Source organism: Jezberella sp., from assembly GCF_964834465.1.
This window is the reverse complement of the sequence record NZ_CBAZRM010000018.1, coordinates 21,055-39,561: the sequence shown is the minus strand read 5'-3', so window position 1 is coordinate 39,561 and position 18,507 is coordinate 21,055. Positions and strand designations below refer to the sequence as shown.

The window sequence follows — 18,507 nt, the reverse complement described above, 5'->3', positions numbered from 1 at the left end:
CCATTGATGCAAAGCACGGCCTCAAAATCAAATCACAGCAAGACAAGGCTGCCTCGGGCATTTAAGGGACACCTTTGGGGGCTACTGGCGCTCGGTCTGCTGATTCATGTGGGTTTCGGCTTTCTGCTGGGATTTTCTGTTGACGAGGCGCACTATGCGTTTTACGCCGTCAAGCTCGACTGGAGCTATTTCGACCATCCCCCCTTAGTGGGCTGGTTGCAGTGGCCGCTCGTGACGCTGCAGGCGCCCGTCGGCATATTGCGCCTGATCCCGCAAGCCTTATGGTTCGTCTCTTGCGTCATCGCCTGGCAGCTGGCGCGAGATCCATCTCTGCCTGTATTGATCCGCCTGCCTCTGGCACGCGACTCAGACAGCGCGGCGCAAAAGCACTTATTCGATCAAACACAGCCTAGAGAACTTGCCGGTTTATGTGCCGTGGGTTTAGTCTTGCTGGCGCCGCTCATGCATGTGCTCGCGGTGGGCTTATTGCCTGACACACTGCTCATGGCGCTGGCGCTCGGTTTAATGAAGCTGACCCTATCCATCTGTCAGCATGAAACCCCAAAAAGCATTCGTGTCACCCAGTGGCTCTTGTTGGGGGTGTTGCTTGGCCTCGCAGGTTTATCGAAGTACACCGCTGTTTTCAGCGCTCTGGCGGTCGCCGTCATTTTGCTTTCACGTTTCGGTTTGGTCCTGTTTAGCAATGTCGGGTTATGGCTGGCGGCCAGCGTTGCTGTGATCCTCATCAGCCCCGTGCTTTACTGGAACATCTCCCACGATTGGATATCGTTCAAATATCAGCTCAATCATGGCTCAGGCGGCGAGTGGCAGGTGAAGCGATTTCTGCTGTTTTTTGTGATCCAGCTCGGTGCTTTTGGCCCGTTATTGGTCGGGACGAGTGCCGTCGTTCTATGGCTTGGGGTCAAGCAAAAAAACACGCCAGCTCTCACGATTTTGTTGTTTTTTTTGATCCCATTCGGCATTACCGCTGCGCTCTCGGGTGGCGGTGGCTTGCCTCACTGGACAGCACCCGCGTGGCTGGCGGTTACTCCCTTTGCCGCAAGACTCATTGTGCAGGATTGGCTCAACGGACGCCGTTGGCTGATTAGCATCCTGGCAGTATTTCAAGTCGTGGTGTGCACCTTTGCTTTCGTGCTGCTCTTTTTCGGTGGTTTGCCGACTATCGAACGCAATGACCGTCTCGGTAAACAGAATCCGTTTGCGGATCTTTGGGGTTGGGATAAAGCGGGATCGGTGGCTCGGGATCTAGCGGTTAAACTAGAAGCACCGGCGATTACCGTGAGTAATTGGACGTTAGCCAGCCGGATGACGTGGTACTCACAGCCTGTTCCAGTCTATGTCCTTGACGATCGATTTGATCAGTTCGACATCTGGTTTGGGCAAATCCCCGACAATAGCAATGCGATATTCGTTAACTGGTCACAAATGAAATACGACTTACCTACCGGTCCTGGGCAGTTCAAGTCATGCGAACGGCTGACCAACCTTTCTATTCGCCGTCTAAACCGAGAGATTGCCGAGTTTGAGTTCTTCTATTGCAAACACTGGGGCAATCGCCCTTGAAGACTCGACTCAAAGCGATCGCGCCGTTCTTACGAACCGGTTTTTCGATCCTGCTGCTCTGGCTGGCGTTTCGAGGCGTTGACTGGCAAACATTAAGACAAGCCAACATCGACGTGTCTGCAAAGTGGTTAATACTTGCCATCGGCATCATGCTAGTTGCCACGGTGCTTGCAGCGCTTCGTTGGGCTTGGCTCGCGCGCTCAGCTGGGATCGATTTATCGATCACTCGTTTTATCAATCTATACTTTGCGGGCATGCTAATCAATCAAGGGTTGCCGACCATGATTGGTGGCGACAGCTATCGAGTGATTGAGGCTCATCGGCTCGCTGCCTTGGTCGATGATGCGAAACCAACAACGAAGCTACGCACAGGATTCTTTGTGGTGTTGCTCGATCGCGGATTAGGTTTTATTGGCAATAATCTGGTCGGCGCAGCTGGTCTCATGTTTGCCGGTGCCATGATCACCCCCTGGGCGGAGAACCTGGGGATCATCGTCTTGGCAGCCATGCTGGGTGGTATGGCGTTTTGTACGGCGATGCTTGCTTGGTCGAAATCGCGCTCAATGGTCGTTGTTGGACTGAAAAAGCTGCATCTGTCTGATGGGCTGCCTCCCCTTGACGTGGCCTTTGGTTCACCGATGGTACTAGGCCAATTGATCATCGCAGTTGCTATTCATCTGTGTGCGATTTCAGGGTTCGGATTTTGTCTGAGAGCCTATGGTGCCGAGGCACCGCTTGAGGCGCTGATGGTCGCCTTGCCTGCGCTTGGCCTCTTGAGCTTGTTACCTATCAGCATTTCAGGCTGGGGACTGCGCGAAAGCACCTTTGCAACGGTGCTGACGCTTTGGGCAATTGACCCTACTATCACGCTCATCAGTTCAGTCACCTTCGGACTCGTCAATTTAACCACCAGCCTTCCCGGTGCTTGGACATTGCTTCAACGGGTCAAGCATCCCATCAACTCGACAGAACAAGCTTAATAAATTATGAGCATCAGCGTTGACACCATGCGAACCATCGACCGACGCGTCGGGGTGCCGCTCTGCGCATTGGTAAGCCCGTTTGTTCGCCTCGCAGACTGGTTAAGAAATCTTGTTGCCCCTGCCCCAACCACACCCCAGAAGTTGCTTTTTATCGAGCTGTCAGAAATGGGAAGCGCAATCATTGTGGACCCGGCGATGCGAGACGCGCAAGCAAAAGGGGCTGAAATATTTTTTCTCATTTTTAAAAGTAACCGCGCCAGTCTGACCTTACTCAATACGGTGAGGCCTGAGAACATACTCACGATTGACGCTTCAGGACTTTTCACCCTGATTCGGGATACGCTGAAATTCTTGATTGATGCGAGACGACACAAGATCGACACCGTGATCGACCTAGAGCTCTTTTCTCGATTCACGGCTTTATTGACTGGCCTCAGTGGCGCTAGTCGACGCATTGGCTACGACATTTTTCATGGCGAAGGCTTATGGCGCGGCAACATGTTGACGCATCGAGTTCACTACAACCCGCATCAGCACATCGCCAAGAACTTTCTCGCGCTGGTTTATGCCGCGTTTACCTCTCAAAAAGAAGTCCCTTACAGCAAGGTTTATTTTCCGGACTCTGCGATTGAGATTGCAAAAGCGCCAATTGAGTCGACGTGCTACCACGAGGTCATTGGCCGCATCGAGCGACTAGCCAACGAAAACGGTCTTGAATACCGCCACGGCACACATCCCTTGTTTTTGATTAACCCCAATGCCAGCGAGTTACTGGTTCAGCGCAGGTGGGCGCCCGAAAGCTTCTCGGCCTTGATCGTACAGATCGAACATGAATGGCCAGATAGCCTGATTTTGATCACCGGTTCGCCGCAAGAGATCGCTTACGCAGAAAACGTCAGACTTGGGGCGAATGTCCCCAACGCCCTGAACTTCGCTGGCGAAGTCAAATTCAATGAGTTGCCGGCGCTTTACACCCTTGCCGATGTCATGGTGACGAACGACTCCGGTCCGGGGCATTTTTCTTCTGTTACCGATCTACACACGGTCGTCCTGTTTGGCCCAGAAACGCCTGCGCTTTACGGGTCTTTGGGCAAATCAATCCCGATTACTGCCGCGTTGGCTTGCTCGCCTTGTGTCAGTGCCGCTAACCACCGCAAAACGCCCTGTCAGGACAACGTTTGCATGAAAGCGATCTCGGTGAATCAAGTCATGGAAAAGGTCATCATTCAATATCAAGCCGCGGTCACGCATCAAGCCTTTCATCCGTCTGTGTTGGTGAACTGATGAGTCTGAACAACAACGAGACGACGGTGACCCAGACGATCGAGCCGTTGAGCGACGTCACGAACAGATCCTTTAGCAAGGCTTCCTGGTTATTGATCGGCCTGCCGCTTCTATTGTGGGCATTGGTTCATTTCAGCGTGCCAGAGCCATCCCTGTTTTATTTCATTAATCATCAGGCACAAGCGCTGCCTGATGTTTTTTGGGGTTTTTTTGTTTTTTTAGGCAATGGATGGGGCTTATATTCGTTAGTCTTCCCCTTAACGCTGTTCGCGCCCCGCTTACTCGCTGCTGGCGCACTCAGTGGTTTGATCGCAGGATTACTATCGCGTTCGCTCAAGCTTTGGTTTGACCATCCGAGGCCGGCTAGTGTGCTGGATCCGAGTACCTTTCATATTGTTGGAAATCCACTACTCCACCTCTCTTTCCCGTCTGGCCATACGCTAACTGCGTTCTCTGTTGCGACCGCCTTCTATTTTGCCGCGACCACAAACAAAAGAAAGCCTCTTTGGATCTTATTTCTGATCGCCACAGGCACGGCCGTCGCCAGAGTCGCGGTCGGTGCGCACTGGCCGGCTGACGTGTTTGCTGGGGCAGCGATCGGCATCTTCAGCGGCTTAGTGGGCGCTTCAGTTTGCAACAAGGCCTCAGATCGGTCGTTCAATCGCCGTTCGTGGGTACATTGGGTGTTCATGATCGGTGCCATTTTAGATGCTTACCTTCTGTCCACCACTGTGCTGGATTTTGATACTAATCATGGCTATCAAGCCTTAGGGCTGACGGTGATAGCGATTACCTTGTTGAGCCTTGCATCCAAAATCATCCGAGAGCAGTATCCGCCAAGCAAGTAAAATAACTTGCTCATTGCAGCCAGACGCAATAGCCTAAGCGATTAGAACACCGCATGGGAGACATCATTGAGACTGCTTGCTGCAAGATACTGTTCACCGTTTGTGTTGCTCGCCTCGTTGCTCGGGCTGAGTCTGTCAGCCACCGCTCAAGACTTTCCGAAGCAACCGATCAAGCTTGTTGTGCCCTGGGCACCAGGCGGCAACGTAGATATCACTGCTCGAGCGGTCGCCCCTGCCTTGAGTGACATCCTTGGGCAGCAAGTCGTGGTTGAAAACAAACCTGGGGCGGGCGGCTTTATCGGCACAGTGGGCGTGGTCAGATCGGCTCCCGATGGATATACCCTGATGCTCGGTTCCAGTGGTTCGATTTCGGTCGGCCCTGCCTTGGCGCGCAACCCGCCGTACGATCCAACGAAAGAATTGGTTGCTGTTGGCCCAATTCACTCGGTGCCGATGGTGTTGACCGTGTCATCCAAGAGCAATATCAAAAGCTTTGCCGATTACGTCGCGTATGCCAAGCAGCCGGGTAACTCGGTCTCCATTGGTTCAGCAGGTAATGGGTCTAGCCAACATTTAGCGCTTGAGCTGTTGGCGTTTCGGTTAGGGATCAAACTCAATCACATCCCCTACAAAGGGAGTGGCCCGGCCATTAATGACTTGTTAGGTAACCAGATCGACTCAATGATGGATCAGTTGACTGCCTCGATCGGCCACATTCGCAGCGGTAGCTTGATTGCCATCGCGCAGAGTGCAAAAGTCCGATCCGCTCTGTTGCCCGATGTGCCCACGTTCGAAGAACTGGGCGTCAAAGACTTCGATATGGTGACGTATACCGGTATTTTTGGGCCAGTCGGCATGCCCCCCAACGTGCTGGATAAACTGACTGCAGCGTTGCAACAAGCCTTAACGACGACCTTAGTGAAAGCTCGGTTTGACAACTTAGGGGTCGACATCATTACGCTTGACCGCGCTGCGTTTCAAGCCTACGTTGACAAAGATTTTCATGCGTCGCAGGCCATTGGTAAAGCGGCCAACATTGTCATCAATGAATAATCTGAAGCAAATGCGATGCCCGCATCGCAAGAACCGCACCAGATCGGTGAATTGTTCTAAGACGCACTGATTTGGCGCAAATGGTGCGCAGGCGATGCACCAACAATGCGATGATGGTTGATTTGACCAATGCCTTGGCATGATAGTTGCTTGAGCAGAAAGACACACTCGTCCGGAGCTCTGACATGCGCCTCAAGCAACCTCTTGTTCAACCAGCCAATCTAAAGCGCCGGCAACTTGCGCTGAGCACGGCCAAAACACTCGGCGCCGCGGGACTCATGTCGCTCGTTGACCCCATGATCAGAGCGGGTGCTTGGGCAGCTGGCAGCGACGCGCCTGAAAAGACGGAAGTCAAAATCGGCTTCATCCCGCTGACTGATTGTGCCTCGGTGGTGATGGCTTCAGTCATGGATTTCGATAAGAAGTACGGGATAAAAATCGTTCCGTCTAAAGAAGCCTCTTGGGCTGGCGTTCGCGACAAACTAGTCAGCGGCGAGCTCGATGCAGCTCACGCTTTATACGGTCTCATCTATGGGGTGCAGCTTGGCATTGGTGGCCCTAAAAAGGATATGTCCGTATTGATGACCCTGAGCAACAATGGTCAAGCGATCAGTTTGTCGCAGAAGCTTGCGGAAAAGGGGGTCAAAGACGGTGGGTCGCTTCGCGCGCTGATGACCAAAGAGCCTCGCGAGTACACCTTTGCCCAGACTTTTCCGACGGGAACTCACGCGATGTGGCTCTATTACTGGTTGGCCGCCAACAGCATCAATCCACTCAAGGACGCGAAAGTCATCACCGTGCCCCCACCACAGATGGTCGCCAATATGCGGGTGGGTAATATGGACGGTTTCTGCGTTGGCGAACCGTGGAACGCAAGAGCTGTCGCCGACAAAATCGGTTTCACCGCCACGACCACTCAAGCAATCTGGAAGGATCATCCAGAAAAAGTACTGGGTTGTACGGCTGAGTTCACCAGCAAATATCCTAATACGTCGCGAGCAATGGCAGCAGCGATTCTCGATGCCTCGAAGTTTATTGATGCCTCTGTGGCCAATCGAAGAAAGACCGCAGAAGTGATCGCCACGAAGTCCTATGTGAACACGGACATGGATGTCATCGTGGATCGCATGCTGGGCCGTTACACCGATGGCATGGGTAAAACCTGGGACGACCCTGACGCCATGAAGTTCTTCAACGACGGGCACGTCAATTTCCCCTATCTCTCGGATGGCATGTGGTTTTTAACGCAACACAAGCGCTGGGGTCTGCTCAAAGAGCATCCCGACTATCTCGCGGTTGCATCAAAAATCAATCGCGTCGACATTTACAAAGATGCCGCCCGTGCCGCCGGCGTTGCTGTGCCCGCCTCTGACATGCGCACCTCGACGTTGATGGATGGCAAAGTGTGGTCTGGCAAAGATCCGGTTGCCTATGCAGACAGTTTCAGTATCAAAGGCTGACCGAAAGATGCTGGCCCAGACCAAACCTCACGAAGTCCTGTCTATCGACGAGGAGGACGAACGCACCACACTGATGGCGCGTGAGGTTCGACGCCTTGCGATTCGTGACAAACTGCTTTCTGTACTTGAGCCTGTTGCCCCGGCCCTGTTAGGCAGTCTTGGCTTTTTGCTGTTTCTCGCGATCTGGCAAATGATCCACGGTGCCATTGCTGAGATCCCTTCGCCTGGCTTCACCTTTAACGCAGCGGTCGAACTGTTCTCGCATCCTTTTTACTCGAACGGGCCAAACGATCAAGGCATTGGTTGGAATATCTTATCGTCTTTGCGACGAGTCGCTTTGGGCTTTGGGTTTGCCGCCTTGATCGGCATCCCGACGGGTTTTGCCATCGGCCGTTTCAAGGTATTTGGTGCAATGACCTCACCGATTATCAGCCTGTTGCGTCCCGTTTCCCCATTGGCTTGGTTGCCGATTGGCTTGTTGCTGTTTAAGTCAGCCAATCCAGCGGCGATCTGGTGCATTTTCATTTGCTCAATTTGGCCCATGATCATTAACACCGCCATTGGGGTCGAGCGAATTCCCGCTGATTACATGAATATTGCCCGGGTATTGAATCTGTCGGAGTGGAAAGTTTTCACCAAGATTTTGCTACCCGCCACCCTACCGTACATGTTGACGGGTGTGCGCTTATCGATTGGTACCGCTTGGCTGGTAATCGTCGCAGCCGAGATGCTCACGGGCGGTGTTGGCGTGGGATTCTGGTTGTGGGATGAATGGAATAACCTCAAAGTAGAGAACATCATTATCGCCATCTTCGTGATCGGTATCGTAGGCCTGTTGCTCGAGTACTGCCTGATTTCCATCGCCAAGCGCTTTTCCTACGAGTAACCTCAGGATTCAAAACGATGTCGACTGCTCATCTAGACCGCTACTTGCTGATCGAATCAGTACAGCAGACTTTCAAGACAAAAAAAGGTCCCTTCGTCGCACTTAAAGACATCGACTTGACGGTGAAAAAAGGCGAATTCATTACCCTGATCGGGCACTCCGGATGTGGCAAATCGACCCTGCTCAATTTGATCGCAGGCCTCACAATGCCCACACAGGGCCGCTTGATTTGTGCCGGTCGCGAAATTGCGGGGCCAGGCCCGAGCCGGGCCGTGGTGTTTCAAAATCATTCATTGCTGCCGTGGTTGACTTGTTTCGACAATGTTTACCTGGGCGTTGAGCGGGTGTTTGCAGTATCCGAGTCGAAAGCTCAATTGCAAGATCGAACTGCTGAGGCCATGGCGCTGGTTGGTTTGACACATGCGCAACATAAGTTGCCTCATGAAGTTTCCGGAGGGATGAAGCAACGCGTTGGCATTGCCCGAGCTTTAGCCATGGAGCCGCAGGTGCTCTTGCTCGACGAACCCTTTGGGGCTCTCGATGCACTGACTCGAGCAAATCTTCAAGATGAACTGATGCGCATCATGGCCGCCAAACAAAGTACTGCTGTCATGGTTACCCACGATGTTGACGAAGCGGTCTTGCTGTCGGATCGAATCGTCATGATGACCAATGGGCCTGCAGCAACCATTGGCGAGATATTGAGGATTGAACTCGACCGGCCTCGCGACAGAGTTGAACTGGCCAACGACGTCAATTATCAAGCCTACCGCACGGCAGTGATTGATTTCTTGTATCGCAAACAAGGTAACCCCGCGCTTGCCGCGGCATAAGGCAGATGACGATGAAGAAAATGAAACTAGTCCTCATTGGCAACGGCATGGCGGGGGTACGGACGCTCGAAGAACTGTTGAAAATTGCACCTGATCTCTACGAAATCACCGTGTTTGGTGCCGAACCTTACCCAAACTACAACCGTATCTTGCTCTCACCGGTTCTCGCGGGTGAACAACGGCTTGAGCAAATCATTCTCAATGACTTGGATTGGTACTCAGCGAACCAAATTCGACTGCATCTGGGTAAACAGGTCGTCAAAATTGACCGAAAAGCTCGCACGGTGATTGCCGACGACGGTACGGTCGAGACCTATGACCGGCTGCTACTTGCCACCGGCTCGTTGCCCTTCATTTTGCCAGTGCCGGGCAAAGACTTACCGGGCGTGATCGCCTATCGAGATATCAAGGACACCAACGAAATGATCACGGCCGCTCAACACCATGAGCACGCGGTCGTCATTGGCGGCGGGCTCTTAGGGCTCGAAGCAGCCAACGGCCTGAGAACGAGGGGCATGAAGGTGACGGTCGTGCATTTAGCCCCGTGGCTCATGGAAAGACAGCTTGACTCAGTCGCGGCTAACTTATTGCAAACCAGCCTGGAGAGTCGCGGGATCGCGTTTCAACTCAAAGCTCAGACAGAAGCCTTATTACCAAATGCTGAGGGCACCCGGGTCGCCAGTGTCAGGCTCAAGGATGGTCACGTGATCAGGGCTGATCTAGTCGTCATGGCGGCAGGTATTAAACCCAATACCGCGCTGGCGGAGTCGGCTCGTATCCATTGCTCGCGCGGCATTATCGTCAACGACACGATGCAAACTTTCGATCCACTGGTGTATGCCGTCGGCGAATGCGTGAACCATCGGGGCTCTGTTTATGGGCTCGTCGCCCCCCTCTTCGAGCAAGCGAAAGTTTGCGCAAATCATCTCGCCGAGTATGGGATTGCACGCTATGTCGGCTCATTTACGTCGACCAAATTAAAGGTCACGGGTATCGATTTGTTCTCGGCAGGCAATTTTATGGGTGGCGAGGGATGTGACGAAATCACGCTTGCCGACCCCGGTTCAAATGTCTACAAGAAGCTGGTCATTAAAGACGACAAACTCGTTGGCGCTTGTGTCTACGGGGATACCGCAGACAGTACCTGGTACTTCAAACTTTTGCGTGAAGAAAAAAACATTGCGAGCATCAGAGACTCATTAATTTTCGGTGAAACGAATATCGGCGACGTGGGCCACGAAGGCCATAACAAAGCGGCCGCCATGGCTGATAGTGATGAGGTCTGCGGCTGTAATGGTGTAAGCAAAGGTCGGATCGTCAAAGCCATCAAGGACGAAGGTCTCTTCACGCTTGACGAAGTGCGCAAATGCACGAAAGCCAGTGCCTCCTGCGGCTCTTGTACAGGCTTGGTCGAACAAATTCTGATGAACTGCCTGGGGACCAATTACTCTGAAACACCCGCCAAGAAAGCCATGTGCGCTTGTACCGATAGTTCGCACGAAGATGTTCGCGTCGCCATTCGGACTCACAAATATTTAACGCAACAACAGATTAGAGAAAATCTCGGCTGGCGTACCCCGTCAGGTTGTGCGAGCTGCCGGCCGGCGCTGAACTACTACCTGATTTCAACCTGGCCACATGAAGCAATCGACGATCCACAATCGCGCTTCATCAATGAACGCGCCCACGCCAACATTCAAAAAGATGGCACGTATTCGGTTGTCCCACGCATGTGGGGCGGTCTCACCAACGCGAGCGAGTTAAGGCGCATTGCCGACGTTGCGGACAAGTACAACGTCCCGACTGTCAAGGTCACAGGGGGGCAACGAATCGACTTGCTTGGCATCAAAAAGGAGGATCTGCCGGCGGTCTGGAAAGACTTGGGGATGCCTTCTGGGCATGCCTATGGCAAATCAATCCGAACCGTCAAGACCTGCGTCGGCTCTGAGCACTGCCGCTTTGGCACCCAGCTGTCGATGAACATGGGGGTCTCTCTCGAACGCATGCTATTCGGGATGTACTCTCCCCACAAAGTGAAACTCGCCGTCTCAGGCTGCCCCAGAAACTGCGCCGAGGCAGGGATCAAGGATGTCGGCGTCATCGGGGTTGACTCGGGTTGGGAGATCTATGTCGCGGGAAATGGGGGCATCAAGACCGAGGTTGCCGAATTTCTCTGCAAAGTAAAAACCGATGAAGAAGTTCGAGAATATTCAGGGGCTTTTATCCAACTGTATCGCGAAGAAGGCTGGTACCTTGAGCGGACGGTTCACTATGTACAACGCGTCGGTCTTGATTACATCAAGGCTCGCATACTCGGAGATGCCAAAGCCCGTGCAGATCTGTATGACCGCCTGCTCTTTGCGTTGAAAGACGCACCCGATCCTTGGCAAGACTTTGAGCGAGCAGGTGTCGACGCTCGGCAGTTCAAGCCGATCACACTCACGACGACATAAATCTCTACACCGAAGGCATAACGGGTTGATGGCAATGGAAACAACAGACTGGGTATTCGTGGTGAAGCGGGACGACATCCCCGTCGCGGGCGCACGCGTGATTGAAGGTGCTGCAGCTGGCCCTATCGCCATTTTTCGATCCTTGGATGACGTGGTGTTCGCGCTGCTCGATCGCTGCCCCCACAAAGGTGGACCACTGTCGCAGGGCATCGTTCACGGCCACACGGTGACTTGCCCCTTGCACGCCTGGAACATTAAGCTCTCAGACGGTTGCGCCCACGCCCCGGATCAGGGTTGTACTCGCTCGTACGCGACGCGCTGCGAGTCAGGAGATATCTTCCTCTCACGCGCAGAACTCGCGAGCGATTAATGCCAGCCGACGAGACAAGGAACTCGCTCGTCAAAACGACCTGTTGCTATTGTGGGGTCGGTTGCGGCATGCTGGTCGAAACCGAAAGTATCGCTGGAAAACTGAGAATCAAGCACGTCGAAGGTGATCCTGATCACCCTGCTAATTGGGGTCGCCTTTGCAGCAAAGGGGCCACGCTTCACCTGACAGCACAACCCCATGTTTATGAACAAACGCGCGCGCGACATCCCGAGTGGCGACAGAGTAAATCATCACCACGCAGCGCAATCCAGTGGGATCAAGCGAATGAACTCGTCGCGAGCCGCTTTGCTGAAATCATTCATGAGCATGGCCCAGACGCCGTTGCCTTCTACGTGTCAGGTCAAATCCTGACGGAAGACTATTACATCTTTAACAAGTTGGCTAAAGGCCTGATTGGCACGAATAACATCGACACCAATTCGCGCCTGTGCATGTCAAGTGCTGTGGCTGGGTATAAACGCAGCCTCGGCGCAGATGCGCCTCCTTGCACCTACGAAGACATCGATCATGCAACTGTCTTGTTCATCACGGGCTCTAATGCCGCCTACGCCCATCCGATCTTATTTCGACGAATCGAAGCAGCGAAAGAGAAAAATCCAGATCTGAAAATCGTCGTGGTGGATCCACGGCGAACAGATACCGCTCAAGCGGCCGATCTGTTTTTGCAGATTTTACCCGGCACGGACATGGCGCTTTACCATGGCATGTTGCACCTGATGCTCTGGGAAGGATGGCTTGATCAGGAGTATATCGAGGCACACACCGAGGGATTCAGTGATTTAAAAGCGCTGGTCAAAAACTATCCACCCAAAACCGTCGCGCAGCTTTGCGGTATCTCGGAAGCGGACCTCTTTGAAGCAGCAAGACTGTTCGCCACCTCAACCGCGACACTCTCCTTGTATTGCCAAGGTCTTAACCAATCTACCTCGGGCACAGCAAAAAACAGCGCTTTAATCAACCTGCACCTGGCAACCGGGCAAATTGGCAAAGCCGGTGCGGGGCCGTTTTCACTGACTGGTCAACCCAATGCCATGGGAGGGCGAGAGGTTGGTGGATTGGCTAATCAGCTCGCTGCCCATCGTGACTTGAACAACCCCACCCACCGGCAAGAAGTCGCGGATTTCTGGGGCGTCACTGAGGTTTCGCCGACACCTGGCCTGACCGCGGTTCCCATGTTTGAGGCACTTCGCTCAGGCCGGTTAAAAGCCATTTGGATTGTTTGTACGAATCCAGCACAATCGCTCCCCGATCAGACGTTAGTCCATCAAGCGCTAGAGGCTGCTGAATTCGTTGTGCTGCAAGAGGCTTATGCCGGTACGGCAACCGCAGCGTACGCCGATGTTTTATTACCAGCAACCACCTGGGCTGAAAAAGACGGGACAGTCACCAATTCTGAACGACGGATTTCTCGCGTCAACGCAGTCTTACCGGCGTTTGGTGAGTGTAAAAACGATTGGCAGATAGCCGTGGATATTGCGCGACTTCTCGAGAAAAAGCTCTCGCGGGCGCGTCGCAAGCGCCAAGCATCCATGTTTGACTATGAGACCACAGAGGCGATCTGGTTAGAGCATCGGGCATTGACCAAGGGACGAGATCTCGACATCAGCGGCTTAAGCTACCAAATACTAGCGACAGAGGGCCCCGCCCAGTGGCCCTATCCAGAGGGAGCCACCACGGGAACATCTCGCTTATACGAAGATGGTCGCTTCCCCACGGTCAACGGCAAAGCGCGGTTTATGGTCGAAGACTTTAAAGCGACAGCTGAATCCACGACTGCGCGCTATCCCATCGCCCTCACGACAGGGCGCTTAAGAGACCAATGGCACGGCATGAGTCGCACCGGCACCATTGCTAGGTTGTTCGCCCACGCGCCCAAACCAACCGTTGAAATCAACGCCGCGGATGCACAGCGACTGGACTTGAGGGAAGATGAACTGGTTTACGTAACCTCTGCCCGCGGGGTTCAAGTATTACCTGTGTCAATTTCTCAAAGTGTGCGTCCGTCTCAGGCATTCATTGCTATGCATTGGGGTCCCGAATACGTCGCAGGGCATGCTGGCAAGTCAATGAGTTTAGGCGTCAACGGTTTGACCAACTCAGCGTATGACCCTGTATCCGAGCAGCCCGAATTGAAGTTTTCTGCCGTGAAGATGACCAAGGCCAACCTACCTTGGCATTTGCGTGCGTTTGCTTGGTTCGATGAGGATCTCGCTTTGACGGTGCAGAGCAGGGTTCGCACGCTATTGCCTGAGGTCACCTATGCAAGTTGCGTGCTATTTGGCCGCGACGATGAGCACCGTCGGACCGGTGTTCATCTCACGATGGCAGCGACGACCTCTTTTGAAGACGAACTGATCCACACAGTGTTGGATCTGTTCAATCTCAGCGCTTGCACCGAGCGAGAGTCTGCCCTGAGTTACAAAGATCAGCGACGAGGCATCAGAAGGCAAGTGCATATCTTGCACTCGCAGAAGGGTCGGCAAATTAATAAGGTATTTGCCTGCGGGGGGTTGAAAGATATCGCCTCAGCAAACTGGTTAATGGGATTTTTAGAGCAATCAACAGAAGTATCGTCCTTAGGTCGATTACTGTTGGCCCCGAGTGACGCGCCACCCATGGTGTTAAAGGCTCGTGGACGGGTAATTTGCAACTGCTTAAACGTGGCGCAGAGTAGCATCGTAGAATGTCTACAGAAGATCCAAATGACGGACCCCAAGCAGGTGATGGCCGCCTTACAAAGCGAACTTGCCTGTGGTACTGCCTGCGGATCATGCATCCCCGAAATCAAGCAAATGATGGCAATACATGAGCATTAGTGCATATCTCAAACAAATTGGTCGTGGCAGCAAAGGCGCGAGCGATTTGACCAGAGAGCAGTCCCGAGACCTTTTTGCTCGAATCTTGACTAAGACTGTCTCCGATCTTGAAATAGGTGCGTTTTGCCTCGCCATGCGAATCAAAGGTGAAACTGCCAACGAACTGGCGGGTTTCTATGACGCAACCCTTGACCTGATGCCTCGTTTGTCGTGCGACAAGCCCACCATTTTGCTGCCCTCCTACAACGGTGCCAGAAAAACCATGTTGTTGACGCCTTTGCTGGCGAAAATGCTGGCTGACCTCGGCTACACCGTTCTCGTTCACGGCGCGCATGAAGAAGCCGCCCGTACCGGGTCTGACGACGTATTCAAAGCGCTGCAATGGCCCATTGCAAACACCCACGCTGACATCAGCCTGCATCTGGATAAATCGCGACTGGTTTACTGTCCGCTGTCTGTGTTGTGCCCTGCCTTGTCCCAACTGCTCGATGTCCGGCAGACCATTGGTCTGCGTAACAGCGGCCATATTCTGGCCAAGTTGCTCAATCCCTTTGATACCCTGACCTTACAACTTTGCAATTACACGCATCCGGCTTATCCGACGATTCTCGACGAATTTTTTACCCTGCATCCTGCTAACGTCATCTTGATGCGGGGGCACGAGGGTGAGCCTGTCGCCAGTCCACGACGATTACCCAGCCTGCACATCAAGCTGAACCGTTCGACTGTTTGTCTTGACACCGAGCCTGTGATCATTGAAGAAGATACCGGCGCCCTTGATTCAATTGCACTAAATGAGACGGTTCGTCACTATGGGGCATTGCTGGCAAAGTCCAATACCGCCCCCTTGACCTTGCTCAAGCAAATTCAGGTGATTCAACAAGCATTCAACACCCTGAGCTAACATGGCGACATGACAAACCAATCACCAGTCAAAGCCCTCGTCTTGTTCGCACATGGATCTAGAGATCCCAACTGGCGAAGACCGTTTGAATCGATGCTCGCGGATTTAAAAGCGCGGCACGCTGGGCTTAGTACGCTGGCTTTTCTTGAAAACATGCAACCCTCGCTGGCTGAGGCGATTGGCGACATGGCGCGCGCCGGTGCCACGCACATTGAGGTCATTCCGCTATTCTTGGCGGTGGGTGGGCACTTGCGCAAAGATCTGCCACTGTTGCTTGCAGAAGCCGGCAAACATCATGAGGGCGTTTGTATCCGGGTAGGAGAAGCTGCAGGCGAAAACGAGGCGGTGCAACAAGCGCTGGTGAGCTTTGCTTTGACTCAAGCAACCCGCGATTAATTGGTTCGGTCGATATGCGTGAGCAGGTCAGTCGCCAGAATACGAGCCACCACCCCGCCTCGGATAGTGAAATCCGTTAACGGGACGTCAACTGGCCCAGCCGACATGGAAGTCGCTGTCGCGTTACCTAACACCAGTGACTTGAGGTTAGTCAAGTTCAGTTGCAGCGTGTCACCTTGCTTATAGATTTTCTCGATGCGGTTACCATCGGTCGAGGTTGCCTGAACCCAGCAATCCCCCGTGAACGTCAACGTTAATTCTGAAACCGTGTGTGCGGGTGCCTGCACGACGTCATTGAGCGCCTGCGTCGCCAGATTTTGGTGAGAAGCCACGGTTTGGCTTGCGGTCGTTTCGCTGGTTGGGGTTAATTCTGGGCGAGTCGACTCTGCCGCACTTGGTTGGGCATCGGCAAGATCCGTGTTCTTGTCGCTCGCCGCGGTTGACGCCACAGCCGTCTTGTCAACCTGCTGAATGTTTTCTACCGTCTCGTTTTGCGCTAAGTCTGCGTCTTTCGTTCTGAGTTCGTTAAACGTCACAAACCCGACAATCACGCCGACCACCACAAAACTCGCCGCAATCATCGTGCTTAGCCTGCGGTCACTCGACTCATGGAGTTGAAACTTACCGAGAGCCTGGCGATTCTGAGGATGTTGTTCTAACCCGATACGGCCTGTTGCTTGCTTATTGGTGAGCGCCGCCTGATCGAGACTGGCGACAATTTCTGCGGGTAGCGGCAGATTTAAAAAGCTGGCATATTTCTTGGTCGCCTGCACATAGAACCAGTCGTTGTAAAAAGCCTGGCGATTATCAGCCTCTAGCCCGCGTACTTGATTGGTCGACAAAAGCAGGCGGTTTGACACATCCTGCAAACTCAAGCCCAACTCAGTCCTATGCCGCACAAGCAAAGCACCAAACGTGACAGCTGAGGCGTCTTTCTCTAAAGGTGAGTCCATGTGTTGGGCGATAGCAAGCGGTGCGTTGAATGAAATCCAAACTGACGATCTCGATTTTAGCGCTGGCTTACCCTTTATATAGCTGCGACTTTAGCGTTTTCAACTAAGTCAAGGGGTGTCGTTACTTTTTCGTTACGTATAAACCACAAATTCGCGTTTTTTACGCTCCAATTCGAACGCTCGGTCGGTGAACGGCAGCCGTCAGTCGTACCTGCGGATGACTCAACAACGTTTACGCACAATGCAACAGCGCCGTTTTGGCAGGAAAACCCTTTTGAAATCCAGACTAGTCTGCGATGGCATAGTTATTGCTTGCCAGAGAGCCTCTTCACTGAGGCTCTAAAGGATCGATCATGACTGCTAGCACAACCGTACCTACACCCGTTCAGGCCGCGCCGAGTCTATTGAACTCAAAATGGATCCAGCTGCTGCTGGGCTTGATTTGTATGATGGCCATTTCCAGTCCGCAATATGTCTGGGCACTGTTTACCAAACCATTTCTAGCCGAGCTAAAAGTCGAACTCGCTGCGCTTCAGGTGACGTTTTCAATATTGATCGTGTTACAGACGTTCTTCTCGCCCTTCCAGGGCTACCTGGTCGATCGATTCGGCGCGCGTGCGCTACTGACTTTAGGTGCACTTCTCACCGGTATCAGCTGGATACTATCCGCGCAGGTATCGACCGTGTGGGGTCTTTACCTGACTTACGGCCTATTGGGCGGACTGGGCACAGGCATCGTCTACGTGGGTGTGGTGGGCCTGATGGTGCGCTGGTTTCCGACCTCAAGAGGCTTCGCAGTCGGCATGGTTGCGGCAGGGTACGGCATGGGTGCGATCATGACGACTTTCCCGATTTCGGCCAGTCTCGCTCAATATGGTTATCAGCAGACGTTGATGACCTACGGGGCCTTGATGGGTATCGTTGGCATGCTCGCAGCGCAAGGCTTACGCATGCCAACCTTCGTGGCTCAGGTTCAGTTGCCGACCACTGACGCAGCCACTCAAGTCGAGTCTGTCAAACCAATGACCATGCTCAAAACACCTGTTTTTTGGTTGATGTTTGGCATGATGACGATGATGTCAACCTCTGGGTTGATGGTGATCTCGCAGATGGGTGCTTTTGCCAAAGACTTCGGCGTGGCCAATGCCATGGTGTGGGGGATGGCAGCGTTACCGTTGGCGCTCACCATTGATCGATTCACCAACGGCCTGACCCGACCCCTGTTTGGATTTATCTCTGATCGTATCGGACGTGAAAACACCATGTTTATTGCCTTCGGCCTGGAAGCCTTGGCGATGTTTGCGTGGTTGAATTTTCGTCAGGATCCCGTACTGTTTGTGTTGCTCTCAGGCGTTGTTTTCTTCGGTTGGGGCGAAATCTTTTCGCTGTTCCCCTCAACACTGACCGATACGTTCGGCGTCAAGCATGCAACCACCAATTACGGGTTTCTCTACATGGCACAGGGGATTGGATCCATCCTAGGTGGCCCCATTGCAGCGATGATTTACGGCTCGAGTGGTAGTTGGGTGCCCGTGTTCACCGTCATGATCGTGCTTGACGCAACTGCAGCTATCCTTGCCTTCTTTGTACTCAAACCTATGCGTGCTAAATATCTGGCCACTCATCACTGAACGTTGAATCCCGCTTCTTTGGCACTGTGTCA

General features: G+C 53.2%; 15 protein-coding genes. 14 read left to right on the top strand and 1 reads right to left on the bottom strand.

Going from position 1 to position 18,507, the window contains the following annotated elements:
• The first annotated feature begins 6 nt into the window (after window positions 1–6).
• The 13 genes from AC1W8Y_RS13565 (at window position 7) to AC1W8Y_RS13505 (ending at window position 15,891) form a co-directional block, all read left to right on the top strand.
• Window positions 7–1,584 carry a glycosyltransferase family 39 protein gene (locus AC1W8Y_RS13565; RefSeq protein ID WP_482015025.1) on the top strand — a complete coding sequence of 526 codons (1,578 nt, stop codon included), beginning with the start codon at window positions 7–9 and terminating at the stop codon, window positions 1,582–1,584.
• Window positions 1,581–2,564 (top strand): lysylphosphatidylglycerol synthase transmembrane domain-containing protein, encoded by a 984-nt coding sequence (locus tag AC1W8Y_RS13560; RefSeq protein ID WP_482015024.1) that lies wholly within the window; start codon window positions 1,581–1,583, stop codon window positions 2,562–2,564. The genes AC1W8Y_RS13565 and AC1W8Y_RS13560 overlap by 4 nt, the downstream gene beginning before the upstream one ends.
• Before the next feature lie 6 nt (window positions 2,565–2,570).
• On the top strand, window positions 2,571–3,851 hold the full coding sequence (locus tag AC1W8Y_RS13555; protein ID WP_482015023.1) for a glycosyltransferase family 9 protein: 1,281 nt from the start codon (window positions 2,571–2,573) through the stop codon (window positions 3,849–3,851).
• Entirely contained in the window at window positions 3,851–4,699 is an 849-nt protein-coding gene (locus tag AC1W8Y_RS13550) for a phosphatase PAP2 family protein (RefSeq protein WP_482015022.1), read from the top strand. Before AC1W8Y_RS13555 ends, AC1W8Y_RS13550 begins: the two co-directional genes overlap by 1 nt.
• A 66-nt stretch (window positions 4,700–4,765) precedes the next feature.
• Window positions 4,766–5,752 (top strand): Bug family tripartite tricarboxylate transporter substrate binding protein, encoded by a 987-nt coding sequence (locus AC1W8Y_RS13545; RefSeq protein WP_482015021.1) that lies wholly within the window; start codon window positions 4,766–4,768, stop codon window positions 5,750–5,752.
• A gap of 185 nt (window positions 5,753–5,937) precedes the next feature.
• Window positions 5,938–7,212 (top strand): CmpA/NrtA family ABC transporter substrate-binding protein, encoded by a 1,275-nt coding sequence (locus AC1W8Y_RS13540; RefSeq protein ID WP_482015020.1) that lies wholly within the window; start codon window positions 5,938–5,940, stop codon window positions 7,210–7,212.
• Window positions 7,213–7,285: 73 nt separating this feature from the next.
• Entirely contained in the window at window positions 7,286–8,098 is an 813-nt protein-coding gene (gene ntrB, locus AC1W8Y_RS13535) for a nitrate ABC transporter permease (protein WP_482015037.1), read from the top strand.
• A gap of 17 nt (window positions 8,099–8,115) precedes the next feature.
• Entirely contained in the window at window positions 8,116–8,931 is an 816-nt protein-coding gene (locus AC1W8Y_RS13530; RefSeq protein WP_482015019.1) for an ABC transporter ATP-binding protein, read from the top strand.
• A gap of 11 nt (window positions 8,932–8,942) precedes the next feature.
• Entirely contained in the window at window positions 8,943–11,384 is a 2,442-nt protein-coding gene (gene nirB, locus AC1W8Y_RS13525) for a nitrite reductase large subunit NirB (protein WP_482015018.1), read from the top strand.
• 28 nt (window positions 11,385–11,412) lie between these two features.
• Window positions 11,413–11,754, top strand: a complete 342-nt coding sequence (nirD, locus tag AC1W8Y_RS13520; protein ID WP_482015017.1) for a nitrite reductase small subunit NirD — start codon at window positions 11,413–11,415, stop codon at window positions 11,752–11,754.
• The gene (locus tag AC1W8Y_RS13515) at window positions 11,754–14,591 is read left to right on the top strand and encodes a nitrate reductase (protein ID WP_482015016.1); all 2,838 of its coding nucleotides are present in this window, start codon (window positions 11,754–11,756) and stop codon (window positions 14,589–14,591) included. The genes nirD and AC1W8Y_RS13515 overlap by 1 nt, the downstream gene beginning before the upstream one ends.
• A complete protein-coding gene (ybiB, locus tag AC1W8Y_RS13510; RefSeq protein WP_482015015.1) occupies window positions 14,581–15,495 on the top strand; it encodes a DNA-binding protein YbiB in 915 nt (304 codons plus the stop codon). The genes AC1W8Y_RS13515 and ybiB overlap by 11 nt, the downstream gene beginning before the upstream one ends.
• Before the next feature lie 9 nt (window positions 15,496–15,504).
• Window positions 15,505–15,891 carry a sirohydrochlorin chelatase gene (locus AC1W8Y_RS13505; RefSeq protein WP_482015014.1) on the top strand — a complete coding sequence of 129 codons (387 nt, stop codon included), beginning with the start codon at window positions 15,505–15,507 and terminating at the stop codon, window positions 15,889–15,891.
• Here the strand turns inward: AC1W8Y_RS13505 and AC1W8Y_RS13500 are convergent.
• Window positions 15,888–16,844 (bottom strand): helix-turn-helix domain-containing protein, encoded by a 957-nt coding sequence (locus AC1W8Y_RS13500; RefSeq protein WP_482015013.1) that lies wholly within the window; start codon window positions 16,842–16,844, stop codon window positions 15,888–15,890. The genes AC1W8Y_RS13505 and AC1W8Y_RS13500 overlap by 4 nt on opposite strands.
• A gap of 353 nt (window positions 16,845–17,197) precedes the next feature.
• Here AC1W8Y_RS13500 and oxlT point away from each other — a divergent pair, with 353 nt between their 5' ends.
• Window positions 17,198–18,475, top strand: a complete 1,278-nt coding sequence (gene oxlT / locus AC1W8Y_RS13495; protein ID WP_482015012.1) for an oxalate/formate MFS antiporter — start codon at window positions 17,198–17,200, stop codon at window positions 18,473–18,475.
• Window positions 18,476–18,507: the final 32 nt, after the last annotated feature.